Source organism: Streptomyces sp. NPDC002795 (assembly GCF_042888725.1).
In the GTDB taxonomy this organism is placed as follows: Bacteria; Actinomycetota; Actinomycetes; order Streptomycetales; family Streptomycetaceae; genus Streptomyces.
This window is the reverse complement of sequence record NZ_JBIAQB010000003.1, coordinates 306,071-320,862: the sequence shown is the minus strand read 5'-3', so window position 1 is coordinate 320,862 and position 14,792 is coordinate 306,071. Positions and strand designations below refer to the sequence as shown.

The 14,792-nt window shown below is 71.4% G+C and carries 11 protein-coding genes; 4 read left to right on the top strand and 7 right to left on the bottom strand.

Going from position 1 to position 14,792, the window contains the following annotated elements:
• The first annotated feature begins 133 nt into the window (after nucleotides 1-133).
• On the top strand, nucleotides 134-784 hold the full coding sequence (locus ACFYWS_RS10760; protein ID WP_389272670.1) for a class I SAM-dependent methyltransferase: 651 nt from the start codon (nucleotides 134-136) through the stop codon (nucleotides 782-784).
• Here ACFYWS_RS10760 and ACFYWS_RS10755 read toward each other — a convergent pair.
• From ACFYWS_RS10755 to ACFYWS_RS10745, 3 genes are all read right to left on the bottom strand, one after another.
• Nucleotides 781-1,821: a lactonase family protein gene (locus ACFYWS_RS10755; RefSeq protein WP_389272667.1), complete on the bottom strand. Its 1,041-nt coding sequence runs from the start codon at nucleotides 1,819-1,821 to the stop codon at nucleotides 781-783. The two genes, ACFYWS_RS10760 and ACFYWS_RS10755, sit on opposite strands and share 4 nt — an antisense overlap.
• Before the next feature lie 61 nt (nucleotides 1,822-1,882).
• Nucleotides 1,883-3,223, bottom strand: a complete 1,341-nt coding sequence (locus ACFYWS_RS10750) for a nitric oxide synthase oxygenase (protein WP_389272664.1) — start codon at nucleotides 3,221-3,223, stop codon at nucleotides 1,883-1,885.
• 172 nt (nucleotides 3,224-3,395) lie between these two features.
• On the bottom strand, nucleotides 3,396-4,886 hold the full coding sequence (locus ACFYWS_RS10745; protein WP_389272661.1) for an FUSC family protein: 1,491 nt from the start codon (nucleotides 4,884-4,886) through the stop codon (nucleotides 3,396-3,398).
• Between the two features lie 448 nt (nucleotides 4,887-5,334).
• Here ACFYWS_RS10745 and ACFYWS_RS10740 point away from each other — a divergent pair, with 448 nt between their 5' ends.
• Nucleotides 5,335-5,766: a hypothetical protein gene (locus ACFYWS_RS10740; RefSeq protein WP_389272658.1), complete on the top strand. Its 432-nt coding sequence runs from the start codon at nucleotides 5,335-5,337 to the stop codon at nucleotides 5,764-5,766.
• Nucleotides 5,767-5,938: 172 nt separating this feature from the next.
• Nucleotides 5,939-6,922 (top strand): phosphotriesterase, encoded by a 984-nt coding sequence (locus tag ACFYWS_RS10735; RefSeq protein ID WP_389272655.1) that lies wholly within the window; start codon nucleotides 5,939-5,941, stop codon nucleotides 6,920-6,922.
• Here ACFYWS_RS10735 and ACFYWS_RS10730 read toward each other — a convergent pair.
• Together ACFYWS_RS10730 and ACFYWS_RS10725 are read right to left on the bottom strand one after the other, a co-directional pair.
• Nucleotides 6,912-7,127: a hypothetical protein gene (locus ACFYWS_RS10730; protein WP_389274060.1), complete on the bottom strand. Its 216-nt coding sequence runs from the start codon at nucleotides 7,125-7,127 to the stop codon at nucleotides 6,912-6,914. The two genes, ACFYWS_RS10735 and ACFYWS_RS10730, sit on opposite strands and share 11 nt — an antisense overlap.
• Nucleotides 7,128-7,189: 62 nt before the next feature.
• A complete protein-coding gene (locus ACFYWS_RS10725; RefSeq protein ID WP_389272653.1) occupies nucleotides 7,190-7,927 on the bottom strand; it encodes an HNH endonuclease family protein in 738 nt (245 codons plus the stop codon).
• Between the two features lie 154 nt (nucleotides 7,928-8,081).
• Between ACFYWS_RS10725 and ACFYWS_RS10720 the strand changes: the two genes are divergently transcribed.
• Nucleotides 8,082-8,453, top strand: a complete 372-nt coding sequence (locus ACFYWS_RS10720; protein ID WP_389272650.1) for a hypothetical protein — start codon at nucleotides 8,082-8,084, stop codon at nucleotides 8,451-8,453.
• 25 nt (nucleotides 8,454-8,478) lie between these two features.
• Here ACFYWS_RS10720 and ACFYWS_RS10715 read toward each other — a convergent pair whose 3' ends face one another.
• Nucleotides 8,479-9,291 carry a MerR family transcriptional regulator gene (locus tag ACFYWS_RS10715; protein WP_389272647.1) on the bottom strand — a complete coding sequence of 271 codons (813 nt, stop codon included), beginning with the start codon at nucleotides 9,289-9,291 and terminating at the stop codon, nucleotides 8,479-8,481.
• Between the two features lie 46 nt (nucleotides 9,292-9,337).
• Nucleotides 9,338-14,653, bottom strand: a complete 5,316-nt coding sequence (gene pulA / locus ACFYWS_RS10710) for a pullulanase-type alpha-1,6-glucosidase (RefSeq protein ID WP_389272644.1) — start codon at nucleotides 14,651-14,653, stop codon at nucleotides 9,338-9,340.
• Nucleotides 14,654-14,792 lie beyond the last annotated feature (139 nt).

The window sequence follows — 14,792 nt, the reverse complement described above, 5'->3', positions numbered from 1 at the left end:
GTGCCCCGGGCCCCGTTTTTTTGTCCTCAATCGCCGGACGGGCTTGAGAGTTGCCGGGCGGGCTTGAGAGTTGCTGGACGGGCTTGAGGGGGAATGACTGACGAGGGTGATCTTTGGCCGTTACGGTCGGGGGATGAGCCTCGATGACGCCCTGGAGACGGAACAGCTGGCTTACTACCGGGCGCGGGCGCCCGAGTACGACCGGCCCTATTCGGAGCGGGCGGACCTGCGGGAGTTGTTGCGGGAAAGCGTGGAGTGGCCCGTCGGCGGGGACGTGCTGGAGCTGGCCTGCGGGACCGGGCAGTGGACCGCGCTGTTCGCGCCGCGGGCCACGTCCGTGACGGCCGTCGACGCGTCGGAGGAAGTGCTCGCGATCGCACGGGAGCGGGTCTCCGCGCCCAACGTCCGGTTCGAGCAGGCCGATCTGTTCGACTGGCGGCCGTCGCGGCGCTACGACACGGTGTTCTTCGGCTTCTGGCTGTCGCATGTGCCGCCGGCCCGGATGCCGGGGTTCTGGAACACCGTCGCCGCCTCGCTCGCGCCGGGCGGCAAGGTGGTCTTCGTCGACGACGGTCCTTCCATGGCCGCGAACGAGGAGTTGCTGTCGGGCGAGGCCTCCCCGGCCGCCGTGCGCGAGCTCGACGACGGCAGCCGGTACCGCATCGTGAAGGTCTTCCACGAGGCCGAGGCGCTGACCGGGGACCTGTCCTCTCTCGGCTGGGCGGCGGAGGTACGTCCCGCGGCGCGGAACTACCTCGTGGGTGTCGCCGAACCGGCGGTCTAGCCGAACACCACGCACGACGCCGCGGGCACCGGCACACTGCCGCCCCGCACCGGCACTCCGGACTCCCGGTCGACCGTGAACCACGTGACGTCGCCGGAGCGCTCGTTAGCGGCGTAGAGGAAGCGGCCCGACGGGTCGAGGGCCAGATCGCGGGGCCAGTTGCCACCGCAGGGGACCGTGCCGCGGAGGGTCGGCTGCTCGCCCGTCCGGTCGAGGGCGAAGAGGGAGAGCACGTCGGCGCCGCGTGTCGCCGTCCACAGGAAGCGGCCGTCGGGGGCCACGACGAGCGCCGAGGGGTACGCGTCGTCGGCCGGCGCGCCCGCCAGGACCGGGACCTCCGTGAGCGGCTTGAGGGCGCCGTCCGCGGCGTTCCAGGCGCAGACCGTCAGCGTGGGGACGAGTTCGTTGAGGACGTACACGTAGTCGCCCGACGGGTGGAAGGCCAGGTGGCGGGGGCCCGAGCCGGGGCGCAGGGCCGTCTCCTGGTGCGGCAGGAGGCCGCTTCCTTCGGGGGTTCGCGTGTACGTACGGATCGAGTCCGTGCCCAGGTCGACCGCGAGGGCCCAGGTGCCGGTCGGGTCGGGCAGGATCTGGTGGGCGTGCGGGGCTTGCTGTCGTTTCGGATGCGGGCCCGAGCCCGTGTGGCGGTGCACCTCGGCCCCGGACCCGGCCGGGATACCGTCGGCGCGCAAGGGGACCGAACTGACGCTGCCGGAACCGTAGTTGGCGGTCAGGACGCGCCCGGCCCACACGGACAGGTGAGTGGGGCCCGCGCCGTCGACCGGCACGGGCGGCGCGGCGGGCGTCAGCGGCGCCGAGTCCGTGCGGAACGCCGCCACCGACCCTTCGGCCGTCTCGCTCACCGCGTACAGCAGTCCGCCGGAGACCGTCAGATACGAGGGGTCGGGCAGCTCGTCCGTGGCGTCGAGAAGCGTGAGCGAGCCGTCCTTGGGGTCGAGCGCCGCGGTCACGATGCCGCGCCCGCCGGCTGCCGTGAACGATCCGATGTACGCCCGCTCTGCCTGACTCCCGGTCACTGCGTCCCCTTTCGGCGTACGGGCCCGGCGCCCGTGCCGCCGACGGTAGCAGCGGGGGACGTCAGAGCAGGTCCCGCCAGGACCTGTCCGTGATCGGCTCCTCGCCGCGGGCCCGGGTGTGGGCGTCGGGGTGGTGGACGTAGGCGGGGGTGCTCGGTTCGTCCTCGTACGTGCGGTGGAAGACCGGGGTCGTCGAACCGGAGAGCGGCGGGACGATCCAGGACCAGTCGGCGCCGACGGCGCGGCCTCGGGACTCCTCGCGGGCGAGGTGGGTGAGGAAGCGCCGGGACTCGGTGTGGTGGTCGGCCATGGTGACGCCCGCATGGTCGAAGGAGTGCAGCACGGAGCGGTTCAGCTCGACGAGTGCGCGGTCCTTCCAGAGGGAGCGGTCGCTGGAGGTGTCGAGGCCGAGGCGGTCGGCGAGGTAGGGCAGCAGGTTGTAGCGGTCGGTGTCGGCGAGGTTGCGGGCGCCGATCTCCGTGCCCATGTACCAGCCGTTGAAGGGCGCGGCGCCGTAGCAGACGCCGCCGATCTCCAGGCACATGTTGGCGAGCGCGGGGACCGCGTGCCAGCGCAGGCCGAGCCCGGACCACCAGTCGAACTCCGGGTGGTGCAGGGGGACTTCGAGGACGGCGTCGGCGGGGAGGTCGAAGCAGCGGGGCCGCCGGCGCGGGTCCGCCTGGACGAGCAGCGGCAGTACGTCGAAGGGGCTGCCCTCGCCGCCGCGCCAGCCCAGGCGGCGGGCGTACGCGGTGAGTCCGGTGCCGCGCGGGTCGCCGACCACATGGCCGTCGCGCTGGATGTAGCCGGCGTAGCGGATGAGTTGTTCGTTCCAGACGCGGGGGCCGGGGTGGTCGGGACGGTCGGGGGCGAAGACCGTGATGAGCGGGCGGATGCGGCCGCCGGGTGCCGCCTCGCGGAGGTGGTCGGCGCAGGCCTCGGCGATCTCCTCCGCGGTGCTGAGGTGCCGCAGGTCGCGGACGCGCAGGGACTGCCAGTAGAGGCGGCCTATGCAGCGGTTGGCGTTGCGCCAGGCGACGCGGGCGCCGAAGGCGAGTTCCTGCGGGGTGTGCGTGTACGTGCCCGTGGCCGCGAGCTCGGCGTCGACCTCGGCGAGTCGGGCGGCCGGTCGCCGAGGTCCTGCTCGACGTGGTGCTGGCGGACGAACGCGGCCGCGGCGTGCGCGACCTCGCCGGTTCCGCGTGGCGTGGCGGGCTTGGGGCGGGCGCCGTCGGCGGTGACCGGGCAGCGGTCGTGGCGGGGTGGTCCGGGGGCGCGGGTGCCGGTGCGCCGGTTCGGGGCGAGGGCCAGCCAGCCGGCGGCGTCCGCCGGGCCCGGCGCGTTCTTCGCGTCCTCCACGGCTCGTGTTCCGTTCCGGCGCAGGTTGCTGCGCATGGTGCACCCCCAGCAACTGGTCGTCGGCGCGGGGCCCACCCCGGTGCGGTGGTGTCCACGCCGCTGCGAGACAACCACAAGCCGGAGCCGGTCGGCGGCCGGTTACGGACCCACGGGGAGCGCACGGAACTGTGCCGGGGGCGCGGGCGGTCGGCCGCACGCCCTGCACATCCGGCGGGCTACGCCTCCCGGGCCCCGCGCAGCGGTACCGCCAGTTCCGCCAGCGCGCGCTCAAGCGCGTGCAGGTGGGCCAGGACCGGATGCTCCGCCTCCGCGGCCTGCGGAACCACGACCGCCGCGCGAGCGTACGGCGCGGGCGCCGTGAGCGCCTCGACCGCCGCCTCCACCCGCTGGCACGCCGCGGCGAGCCGCGCGTCGTGCGAGGCCTCCGGGTCCGCGGCGACGGACGCGAGCCCGCGCACCTCGCGCGCACAGTCGTCGAGCAGCGCGAGCACCTGCCTGGCCCGGCCCTTGCGGGCCTTCACGGGGCTCAGCGGATGCACGAGCGGCGACAACGAGAGACGTACCCGCCCGAGGATGTGCTCCAGCTCCGCGACGCGCGGCGCCGGGTCCGCGCCCGCGTCGCCACCCAGCCGCGCCGCCGCCTCCGCGGTGCACGCGCGCACGCACCGCAGCGCCCGCTCGACCCACGCGTCGGTGACGGAGTGCGTGGTCACCGGCAGCAGGAGCAGCACCGCGAGCACGGCGCCGAGCGAGCCGACCGCCGTCTCCCCCACCCGGAGCGCCAGCAGCGCCGGGTCGAGCACGCCGAGAAGCCCGTACAGCATGCTCGCCATCACCGTGACCGCCAGCATCATCCACGTGTACGAGACGTGGGCGGTGTAAAAGATCCCGAAGACGCTGACCGCTACGGTCACGGCGGCGACCACCGCGTGGTCGTGCAGCGGGACGGCGATCAGGAAGCCCAGCACGATGCCGAGCACCGTCCCCAGGAAGCGGCGGAAGCCCCGCACCACGGTCTCCCCGCGCGACGCCGTCGCCACGAACACCCACCACGTGGCGCCCACGGCCCAGTACCACCGGGTGTCCGAGAGCAGCTGCCCGATGCCGAGCGCGAAGCCCGCCCCCACGGTCGCCTGCACGGCCTGCCGCGTCGTGATCCGCGCGAGCCCCGTGCCCCCGGTCGGCGCGGGCACGCCGACGGGCGCCGGGAGCCGCCGTTCGTAGCACCACACCCCGAACCGGACGACCGCCGCCGCGCCGAGCGACAGCAGCACGGCGACGTACAGCTCGGGCAGCTGCCGCGGCACGGTGTGCAGGAACTGGGCGGCGAAGAAGGTCATGAACGCGAAGACGCCGAGCGAGTGCCCGCGCGGCCCCCACCGCCGCGCGTACACACCCGCTCCCACGACCGCGAGGAAGGCGAGATCGCGCGCGAGGGGGAGGTCGTGCAGGGCCGCGGCGAGCGCGAGCACCGGCAGCCCGACGGCCGGCAGCAGCGCCGTCGTGACGGCCTGCCCGCGCACGGTCGCGTCCGTCACCGTGAACAGCGCGAGCAGCGCGGCGAGGCCGCCCGTGATCGCGCCCGTCAGCGAGTGCCCGACCGCGCCGCACAGTGCGACGGCGAGCCCGATCCCCAGCACGGCCCGCGTCGCGAACCGCAGCCGTATCCGTCCCGGGTCCGCCGCCACGAACGCCCTCTTCAGCAAAGTGCCCCGCCCCTTCCGTACCGCGTCCGTCTCCTGACATGGAAAAGGCGCCGCGGAGACCCTTCAGGGTCCGCAGCGCCATCGACATGCCCATCACAGCACCCGCGGGGCCCGTGGTTCAACAGTGCTCGACATCGCTGGGCCATTGGCCCAGTCCCCGGCTCCGGTCCCGTCGCGCCACCGGGCCATCTGTCCAGCCGGGCCACCGGCACCGGAAAGCCCATGATGTGTGGTGTCTGCGAAGTGAAGGTGAAGCGGGTTTCGGCTGCTCGGGACGGGCAACATGCCGCCCGTGACTCACCCCAGCGACGGCATCCCCAGCAATGCCCCATACGGTTCCGACCCGAACAGGCCCCCATATAGGGGCCCTTATCCCGCTCAAGGCGGAGACACCGCCCCGATTCACGGCGGCCCTGGCGCCCCGTACGACGGCGGCCCCGGGGCCCCGATGCACGGCGGCGGCCCCCGCGCCCCGTACGACGGTCCCCCGCAGCCCGCCTACCGCCAGGACCCGAACGTGCCGTACGAGCCCGTGCCCCAGACCGGTTACGGCCAGAACTCCGGGTTCACCGCGTCCGGCCGCCCGGTGCGGAACCGGAGCGGCCGTGGCGCGGACCGGCTCGCCCTGGTCGTCCACACGCTGGCCGACATCGCCGCGGTCTTCCTCGGCCTCTGGATCCTGCTGTACCTGCTGGACGCGAACCAGGCGAACGTGTTCGTCGAGTTCGTGCACGGCATGGCCGACTGGCTCTCCGGCTGGTCGCAGGACATCTTCACCATGGAGACCGAGGGGCTGCGTGTCTTCTTCAACAACGCGCTGCCCGCGGTGATCTACCTCGTGGTGGGCCACGGCGTCGCCGCCTGGATCCGCCGCCTGTGACTCGCTCGTCGGCCGGACTTCGGGGCGGCCCCCAACGCCCTGGAGACTCCGCCGACGGGCCTCTTGCGATCACATCGCGCCGCACACCTTGACGCCCGCGGGCACCCGGCGGGACGCTCGGCTCACGTTGAATCCGACGTCAACTCCGACGTCCACATCGAGAGGCGCGCCGATGACGCAGGTCTGGACGGTCCGCGGTCCGATCGACTCCAGCGAACTCGGGAACGTACTCGTCCACGAACATGTCGTCATCGTCGGCGAGGAGTTCCGGCAGAACTACGCGCAGTGGGACGAGCAGGCCGTCGTCGACGACGCCGCCGCCCAGCTGAACGAGCTCAAGGGGCTCGGCATCGACACCATCCTCGACCCGACGGTGCTCGGCCTCGGCAGATACATCCCCCGCATCCAGAAGATCGCCGCGCGCACGGACCTCAACATCGTCCCCGCGACCGGTCTCTACACGTACGACGACCTGCCGTTCCAGTTCCACTACAACGGTCCCGGCACCCTCTTCGGCGGCCCCGAGCCACTCGTCGACCTGTTCGTGAAGGATCTGACCGAGGGCATCGCGGACACCGGTGTGCGCGCCGCGTTCCTCAAGTGCGCCATCGAGGAACAGGGCCTCACGCCCGGCGTCGAGCGGGCCATGCGCGCGGTCGGCCAGGCGTCCGTGCGCACCGGGGCGCCGATCACCGTGCACACCCACGCGGCCTCGGAGTCGGGGCTCGTCGCGCAGCGGGTGCTCGCGGAGGAGGGCGTCGACCTCTCCCGTGTCGTCATCGGGCACTCCGGTGACACCGCCGACCTCGACTATCTGATGCGGCTCGCCGACGCCGGCTCGTACCTCGGCATGGACCGGTTCGGGCTGGACACCCCGCTGACCACCGAGCAGCGCGTCGACACCATCGTGGAGCTGGTGCGCCGCGGCTGCACCGACCGGATCACGATCTCGCACGACGCCTCGTGCGTCATCGACTGGTTCGGCGACATCGACCGCGCCGAGGTCGCCCCGCACTGGAACTACCGGCACATCAGCGAGGACGTACTGCCCGCCCTCGCCGACAAGGGTGTGTCCAAGGACGACATCGACACGATCCTGCGGGCGAACCCGCGACGCCACTTCGAGGGCGACAGCGCCCAGGACCTCAGGGGCTGACCGCGCCTCCCCCGCGCTCCACGCCGCGCAGCACCTCGGCGTGCAGGGCGGCAAGACCGCCGGCCGGCACGGTCGCGGGGCTGCCGGTGAGGGTGTACCACTCGTCGGCGCCGGTGTACTGGACGGCGATCCTGGCCCGGTCCCCGGCCTCGCGGATGGTGGCGACGGTGAGATCTCCGGTGACCACGCCGACCTCGTCGGTCATGGCGCCACCGGGGCCCGCGTGCACGTCACCGGTGAGGGTCTCGGCCTTCTTCTCGTCCCCGCTCACGCGGAACACGTCCCCAGCATGCTGGTCAGCTCGGCCTTCTCGGCGTCGGTGACCGTCAGCTCGTACGTCGACTTCACCGCCACCCAGGAGCGGGCGTACGTGCACCAGTAGTCCTTGACCTCAGGCTGCCACTCGTCGGGTCCCTGGTCGCCCTTGGAGCGGTTCGAGTGGGCGGACACCGACAGGAGTTGGGGGTGCTCAAGGTCGTTGGCGAACGTCTTGCGCTCCTCCTGGGTCCACTTGTCGGCGCCGGAGCGCCAGGCGTTGGCGAGCGGCACGGTGTGATCGATGTCGAGGTCACCGGAGTCCGTGAACTTCTCGCCGTCGTACACGCTCACCCAGTTCCCGGAGACCGCCCGGCACTCGTCGTCCGTCTTCACGTCCTTGCCGTCGCGCTTGAGGACCACCTCGCGGGTGGTGCAGCTGTCGCCCTGCTCCATCCAGTGCGGGAACTTGTCGCGGCTGTAGCCGGACATGGAGCCGTGGGGTGCCACCTTCAGTTCGGCCAGCGCGTCGCGGGCCTCGTCCGCGCCGGGCACGCCGGGGAGGGTGCCGTCCTGCGCGGGAGCGCCGGTGGTCGCGCTCGCCGACGCCGAGGGTTCCGCGCCGTGCGCCGAGTCCTCGGACCCGCCGTCGCCCACCCCCTGGCACCCCGCGAGCAACAGCACCGTGAGTGCGGCCGGCACCGCCGACCGCCCCAGCCGCCCGAACCGCGTACGTTCCTGAAACCCCATGCCCCGCAACTACCTTCCGTCGGCCGCTTCGAACACTCGAAGCGTACGGCGCGGCCGACGGGGCGTCAGGGACCGACCCGGTGCAGCGCCCGACCGGCGAGTAGGATCTTGCGGGCCGCACCGCACTCCGTCCGCCCGCCGCCAGGAGGCACTTATGCGCCGCGCCCGTTCCTCCGACCTCCTCGCCGGTCTGCTGGCCGGGGCCGGGGTCGCCCACTTCCTGATCCCCCGGCAGTTCGACGCCATCGTGCCGCGCCGGCTCCCCGGCTCCCCGCGCTTTTGGACGCAGGCCAGCGGGGTGGTGGAGCTGGCGCTCGCGGCGGGCATCGCCGTGCCGCGCACCCGAGCCCGCTCCGCCACCGCGGCCGCCGCGTTCTTCGTCGCCGTCGTGCCCGCCAACATGAAGATGGCGGCCGACTGGAAGGACCGCCCCGCGCCGCTGCGGCGGGCCGTCCAGGCGCGGGTTCCGCTGCAGATCCCGCTGGTGCTGTGGGCACGCAAGGTGGCGCGCGACGCGACGCGCTGAGCGGAGCCGGGGCGCGGACCCCCTCTCAGGCAAGCGGCTCCTGCAGCTCGGTCACCCACTCCTTCGGGTCCTCAGGGCACTCCAAGCTGATCTCCCTCGGGTAGCCGGCCGACCGGTGCCCGTGTGCGTCGATCCAGCGGGCGAGGGTCTGGGCCGACGGCAGAATCGCGTCCATGGAGCCACGGTGCACGAGCGTCGCGGCGCGCTCGACGGGCGGCACGTCGAGGATGCGCAGCCCGCCGTCCTCACGCGGCGCGGCGGCCACCTCGACGCCCGCGTGGATGAGGATGCCGCCGCCGGGCGCGTCCTCGTAGCGGGCGACGCCGGGCCCGGTGGGACGGATGCCGGCCGCGTCGAGGCGCTGGAACAGCTCCCCGTACAGCGGCTGGATGACCGGGCCGATGGAGCCGGGCTCGAAGTCGGGTGCCACGGCAGTCAATTGGGCCACGCGCACAGGTGGCAGGCGTTTGATGACGACGTCGTCGGTGGGCATGAATCCCTCGCTCTCGATCGATCGGAGCCGCGCCTCGACGCCGGTCAGCCGGGCCGCCGCCGCGGCCATCTCCGTCTCCAGATCCGCGCGCCGCATCCGCAGCATGGCGCGCAGCTGACCGGAGTCGATCTTCTCGTCCAGCAGCTCCCCGACCTGTTCCAGCGTGAAACCGAGGTCCTTGAGCGCGATCACACGGTTGAGGCGGGCGAGCTGGGCGGCGGCGTAGCGGCGGTAGCCCGTGGCCGGGTCGACATGGGCCGGGCGCAGCAGCCCCATGGCGTCGTAGTGACGCAGCATGCGGACCGACACACGCCCGTGCCGGGCGAACTCTCCGATGGTGAACATGATGTCTCCCAGTCCACGGGCTCACACGGTGTGAGGGTCAAGCCGCCTACTTCGCGGTGAAGACCGCCACCGTACGGGCCGGCACCTCGAAGGTGCCCGAGCCCTTCGCGTACGAGGCCGACTTGACCCCTTCGTCCGCGCCACCGGCCTGCACCGGATGCAACCGGTAACCCGTCCCGGCCGCATCGCCGACCGTCTGCTTCTGCCGTTCGGGCGTCGCGTTGAAGACCACCACGAGGTCACCGAGCCGCATCGTGATGACACCTGGTGTCTCGTCCTTGCCGGAGAGCGGGAAGGAGAGTGCCTTCTGGACCGCCGCGGATGTGGACAGCTGGAAGGCCGGCTCGGTCGTGCGGATCTTCAGGAGGTCCTGGTACGCGGCCGATGTCCGCTCGATGTCCGGGCAGCCGGGCACCTTAACCGATGCCAACAGGGGTTGTGCGTAAGGCCACTTGGGCTTGTTGTCGGCGGCCATCGGCAGGCCGCGGCCGAACCCGTTGCCCGCCCGGCAGTCCCAGTGGATCGCGTTGAACCAGTCGCCGCTGTCGAACGAGTTGCGGTCCAGCGACTTCGAGCGCAGCAGGTCGGTGCCCGCCTGTGAGAGCGCCGGGCCCTGGGAGAGGGCCGCCGTGGCCATCGCGAGGACCTGCATGCGGGAGCGGTCCGCCGTGCCCGTCGACGCGGGCAGCTTGTACGTCAGGGTGTCGTAGAGGGACTCGTTGTCGTGCGCGTCGGCGTAGGCGAGGGCGTCGCCGGGGGCGGCCGCGTAGCCGGCGGGCGCGCCGTTGTAGTCGACGTCGGAGCCCTTGACCGTGCGCCCGCCCGTGTCCGTGAACCGGTAGTCCGCGAGGTTCCCCGAAAGGCCGACCTTGATGAGGTCCTGGTAGTGCAGCAGGCGGTCCTTCTGCTCGGCAGAAGTGCCGTTCGACTTCGAGGAGTTGGGGTCGGTGTAGAGGCCGGACGCGAAGCCCTGCACACCCGGGTCCTCGTCGAACGGCGAGCCGCCGCGCACCGCGTCCCGCGCCCGGTCGGAGAACGTGGCGATGCCGGTGCCCGCCATGTTCTTCTGTGTGGCCTGGACGAAGCGTGCGTCGTCGGCGATCTCGCCGAAGTTCCAGCCCTCCCCGTAGAGGATGATCTTCTTGCCGTCGACGCCGTCCTTCTCCACGGTCAGGGCGTCGAGGGCCTTGCGGACCGCGAGGATGTTGGCCTTCGGGTGGTGCCCCATCAGGTCGAAGCGGAAGCCGTCGACCTTGTACTCGCGCGCCCACGTCACGATCGAGTCGACGACCAGCTTGCCCATCATCTGGTTCTCGGGCGCCGTGTTGGAGCAGCAGGTGGAGTTCGCCACCGAGCCGTCGGCCAGGAGCCGCTGGTAGTAGCCGGGCACGACCTGGTCGAGGACCGATGTCTTGTCCTGGCCGCTGGCCGCGGTGTGGTTGTAGACGACGTCCATGACCACCCGCAGGCCGTCCTCGTTCAGCGACTTGACCATCTCGCGGAACTCGACGGTGCGGTCGGTGCCGTCGGGGTCGCTCGCGTACGAGCCCTCGGGGACGGTGTAGTGGTACGGGTCGTAGCCCCAGTTGTAGGCGTCCTTGCCGGCCGACTTGCCGACGCATTCCTGTTGTTTGTCGCTGTCGGGCGCGAACGACTTCAATGCGCAGTCGAGGGCGGCCTGTTCGGACCTCTTCTCGGGGATCGTGGCGATGTCGAAGGCCGGCAGCAGATGCACGTACGAGGTGCCGGACTTCGCGAGCGCGCGCAGGTGCTTGGATCCGTCGGTGTTCTTGTCGGTGAAGGCGCGGTACGTGCCACGGTCCTTCGCCGGTGTCGTCTTGTCCTCGACCGAGAAGTCCCGGACGTGGAGTTCCTGGATCTGCGCCTCCTTCATTGGCACGGCCTTGGGCTTGGCGAGGCCCGACCACCCTTGCGGGGCGAGGGACTTGTCGCCGAGGTCGACGACGAGACTTCGCTCCGAGTTCGCGGTGAGTGCCACGGAGTACGGGTCGGTGACCTTGTTCGTGACGAGTTTCTGGACGCTGGGCGCCCACACCCGCACGGCGTACCGGTACTCCTTGCCGCGCCACGCGGCCGCGGGCCCGGTCGCCGACCATACGCCGCTGGCGTCGTCGCGGCGCATGGGCAGGGCCTTCCCTGCGAGTTCGAGGGACACCTCACGGGCGGTGGGTGCCCACACCGACAGTGTCACCTTGCCGTTCTTGAACACCGGGCCAAGGGACGCCTTCTGGGCGCTGTCCGCGTAGGTGTCGTCGAGGATGCCTGCCGTCTGCACGCCGGTCGCCGCCAGCAGCGCCCCGTTCGCCGCCCGCTGCGTGGCGAGGAGCTGGCCGCGCAGCGCGTCGCGCACCCGGTCCCGGTCGCGCGCGTCGACGGTGAACGCCGGATAGTCCTTGAGGTGCGGGTACTTGGCCTTCTGCGCGTCGGTGAGGGTGGCGGGAGTCAGCCGCAGCCAGTGGCCCTCGTCGGCCAGTGCCCCGCCCTCGACGCCGATGCCGCCCTCGGGCGCGTACACCAGCTGCTGGCTGGTGGCGGGCGTGGCCTTCACCTTCCAGGCGACGGTGTCGGCGTCGATCCACTGCGCCTCGGCCTTGGAGAGGTCCAGGTCCGCTCCCGAACCCACGGACGGGAGCAGGTAGTTGGTGTCACCCGAGTTGAGCCACGCCTCCTTGCCGTGCGTGGCGAAGTCGAGGGAGCGGTCCGAGGCGATGTCCTTCTCGTCGCCCTTGTGCAGGATGTAGCTGAGCGAGGTCGCACCGTCGGCGAGCGGCACCTCGAAGGTCAGGCCGTACGCGTCCTTGCCGGTGGGCTGAAGCGGCTTCGACCAGTCGGTGGGGTTCGCGGCGCCGGTCCAGGTGTGCAGGCCCCAGCCGTCGTAGTCACCGTCGGGGCGGTGCACGTGGATGACCGCCTTCTTCGCGTCCTGTGGCGGGTAGACGCCGTCGGGCCTGGTCGCGGACTGGGCGTCCTTGCCCTGCTCGACCCAGACCTCGCCGGTCTTCCCGAGGTCGATGGTGCGTTGCGGGCCGTCGGCCGTGCCGGACTTGTCGATCGTGTACGTCACCGGGCCCGCGCCCTCGGGGACCTTCACCCAGGCGAAGGCTCCGTAGGCGTCGCGGCCGACGAACTTCGCCGATATGTCACCGGAGTTGAGGCGCCATCCGTCGTAGTCGCCGTCGGCACGCCTGTAGTGGACGACGGCGTAGTCACGGTCCACGGCCGTCGGCTTCTCGGGCGCGGGTGTCTGCCCCGCCGTCGTGTCGGCGAGGGCACTGGCGGTGCGTCCGGCGCGGTCCACCACAACTGCCTTGTACCGCAGGGGCGTTCCGGCCGACACCGTGTCCGGGATGTGCTGCGTGATCTTGTACGGGGCGTGGTCGACGGAGCCGAGCGTGCGCCACTTGCCGTCGCCGGTCTGGGCGGCGAAGACGACGCGGGCCGAGGCCGTGTCGCCGGGGTCGGCGGAGAGGGTGGCCGTGCCGGTGGCTCCGGCGGCGGGGGCCTTCAGGGACAGCGTGGGCTTCGCGGCCGGCGCGGGGAGCTTCGACGAGGCACGCAGGACGAGCGACGACAGGGCGGGCACGGTGACCTTCACGCGGCCGCCGGACGCCGACTCGATGCCCGAACCGCCGTACAGAGCATGGAACTTCACCGACTCGACCGGAAGCTCGACCGCCTTCGCCGCGCTCGCGTTGTTCACGGCGACGACGTACTCGCGACCCTCGCCGGTCCGCGAGAAGGCGTACACGGAATCCTTCGCGTACAGCTCCTTCTGGGTTCCGTCGGCGAGCGCCGGATGGTCCTTGCGGAGCTTCGACAGCGCGGCGATGGAGGTGAACAGCGGGTGCTTCGTGTCGTACGCGGCGTCGGCGTGCGTGCGGTCGGTGCCCAGCTCGTCGTCGTCGAGGTAGTCGGCGACCTTCGAGCCGAACATCGTCTGGCGGGCGTCCTTGTCGCCACCCGCGCCGGTGAAGCCCTGTTCGTCACCGTAGTAGACGACGGGGTTGCCGCGCGAGAGGAACATCAACTCGTTGGCGAGCCGGTCGCGTTGAAGGAGTTCGGTGTCCGACGCCTTGGGGTTGTCGGCCTTCAGGAAGGTGCCGATGCGGCCCATGTCGTGGTTGCCGAGGAAGGTGACCTGTTCGTACGCGTTCGCCTTGCCGGAGGCGTACTTGTAGTCGTCGGCGAAGACCTTGGCGAGCTTGTCGGCGGGGGCGCCCTGCGAGGCGTAGGCGCGGGCCGCGTCCTGGAACGGGAAGTCGAGTGTGGCGTCGAGCCGGCCCTGGGTGACGTACGGGGAGGTGACGTCGGTGTCGGCGGAGTAGACCTCGCCGAACATGAAGAAGTCCTCGCGGCCGTGCGCGGCGGCGTACTTGTCGAGCGCCGTCGCCCACTGGGTCCAGAAGTCCATGTCCACGTGCTTGGCGGTGTCGATGCGGAAGCCGTCGACACCGAAGTCCCGCACCCACTTCTCGTAGATCTTCTCCATGCCGGAGACGACCTCGGGACGTTCGGTCCACAGGTCGTCGAGGCCGGAGAAGTCGCCGTACGTCGTGGACTCGCCTTCCCAGGTGGAGTCGCCCCGGTTGTGGTACATCGTCGGGTCGTTGAGCCAGGAAGGCACCATCTCGCCCGTGTTCTTCGGTGTGTACGGGAAGGAGTCGGTGTCGACCTTCGCCATCGACGAGGCGTCGTCGAAGGGACGGCCCTTGCTGTCGAGGTAGGGGTAGGCGCCCTTGGGGCGGTAGCCGTACTTCTTCTCGGTGTAGTCGACCGTGTCGGCGGTGTGGTTGGTGATGACGTCGAAGAAGACCTTCATGCCCTTGCCGTGGGCCTTGGAGATCAGGTTCTTGAGGTCGGCGTTGCTGCCGAAGTGCGGGTCGACCTGCGTGAAGTCGGTGATCCAGTAGCCGTGGTAGCCGGCCGAGGCGTCCTTGCCCTCGCCCTGCACGGGCTTGTTCTTGAAGATCGGGGCCAGCCAGATGGCCGTCGTCCCGAGGTCCTTGATGTAGTCGAGCCGGTTCGTCAGGCCCTTGAGGTCACCGCCCTGGTAGAAGCCCTTGTCGGTGGGGTCGTAGCCGGTGGCGAGGCGTGAACCGGTCAGGCCGCCCTTGTCGTTGGCGGTTTCACCGTTCGCGAAGCGGTCCGGGAGCGCGAAGTAGTACTGCTCGCGGGTGAGGTCGTGGCGGGCAGGCTCGGCCGCGAGTTTCGCGTCGGAGGGCGGGGGCGGTGGGGCGGCGGCGCGGGCCGCCAGCGGCTGGGCGAGCGTCACGAGGAGCGCGGCCGCCGCGGTGTACGCGGCGGCGCGTCTGTGCGGTACGCGAATCGTAGTGCGGCTCACGTCGTGAACTCCTCGCGGGATGCGGTGTGTTGGGGCGGACCGGCCGCGCGCGTGGGGAGGTGGGGCCGGTCCGCCGCGTGACGGTAACGCCTGCCGGAACACGACTGCAAGAGTTGCGAAAGATGTAGCAAGAATTTTC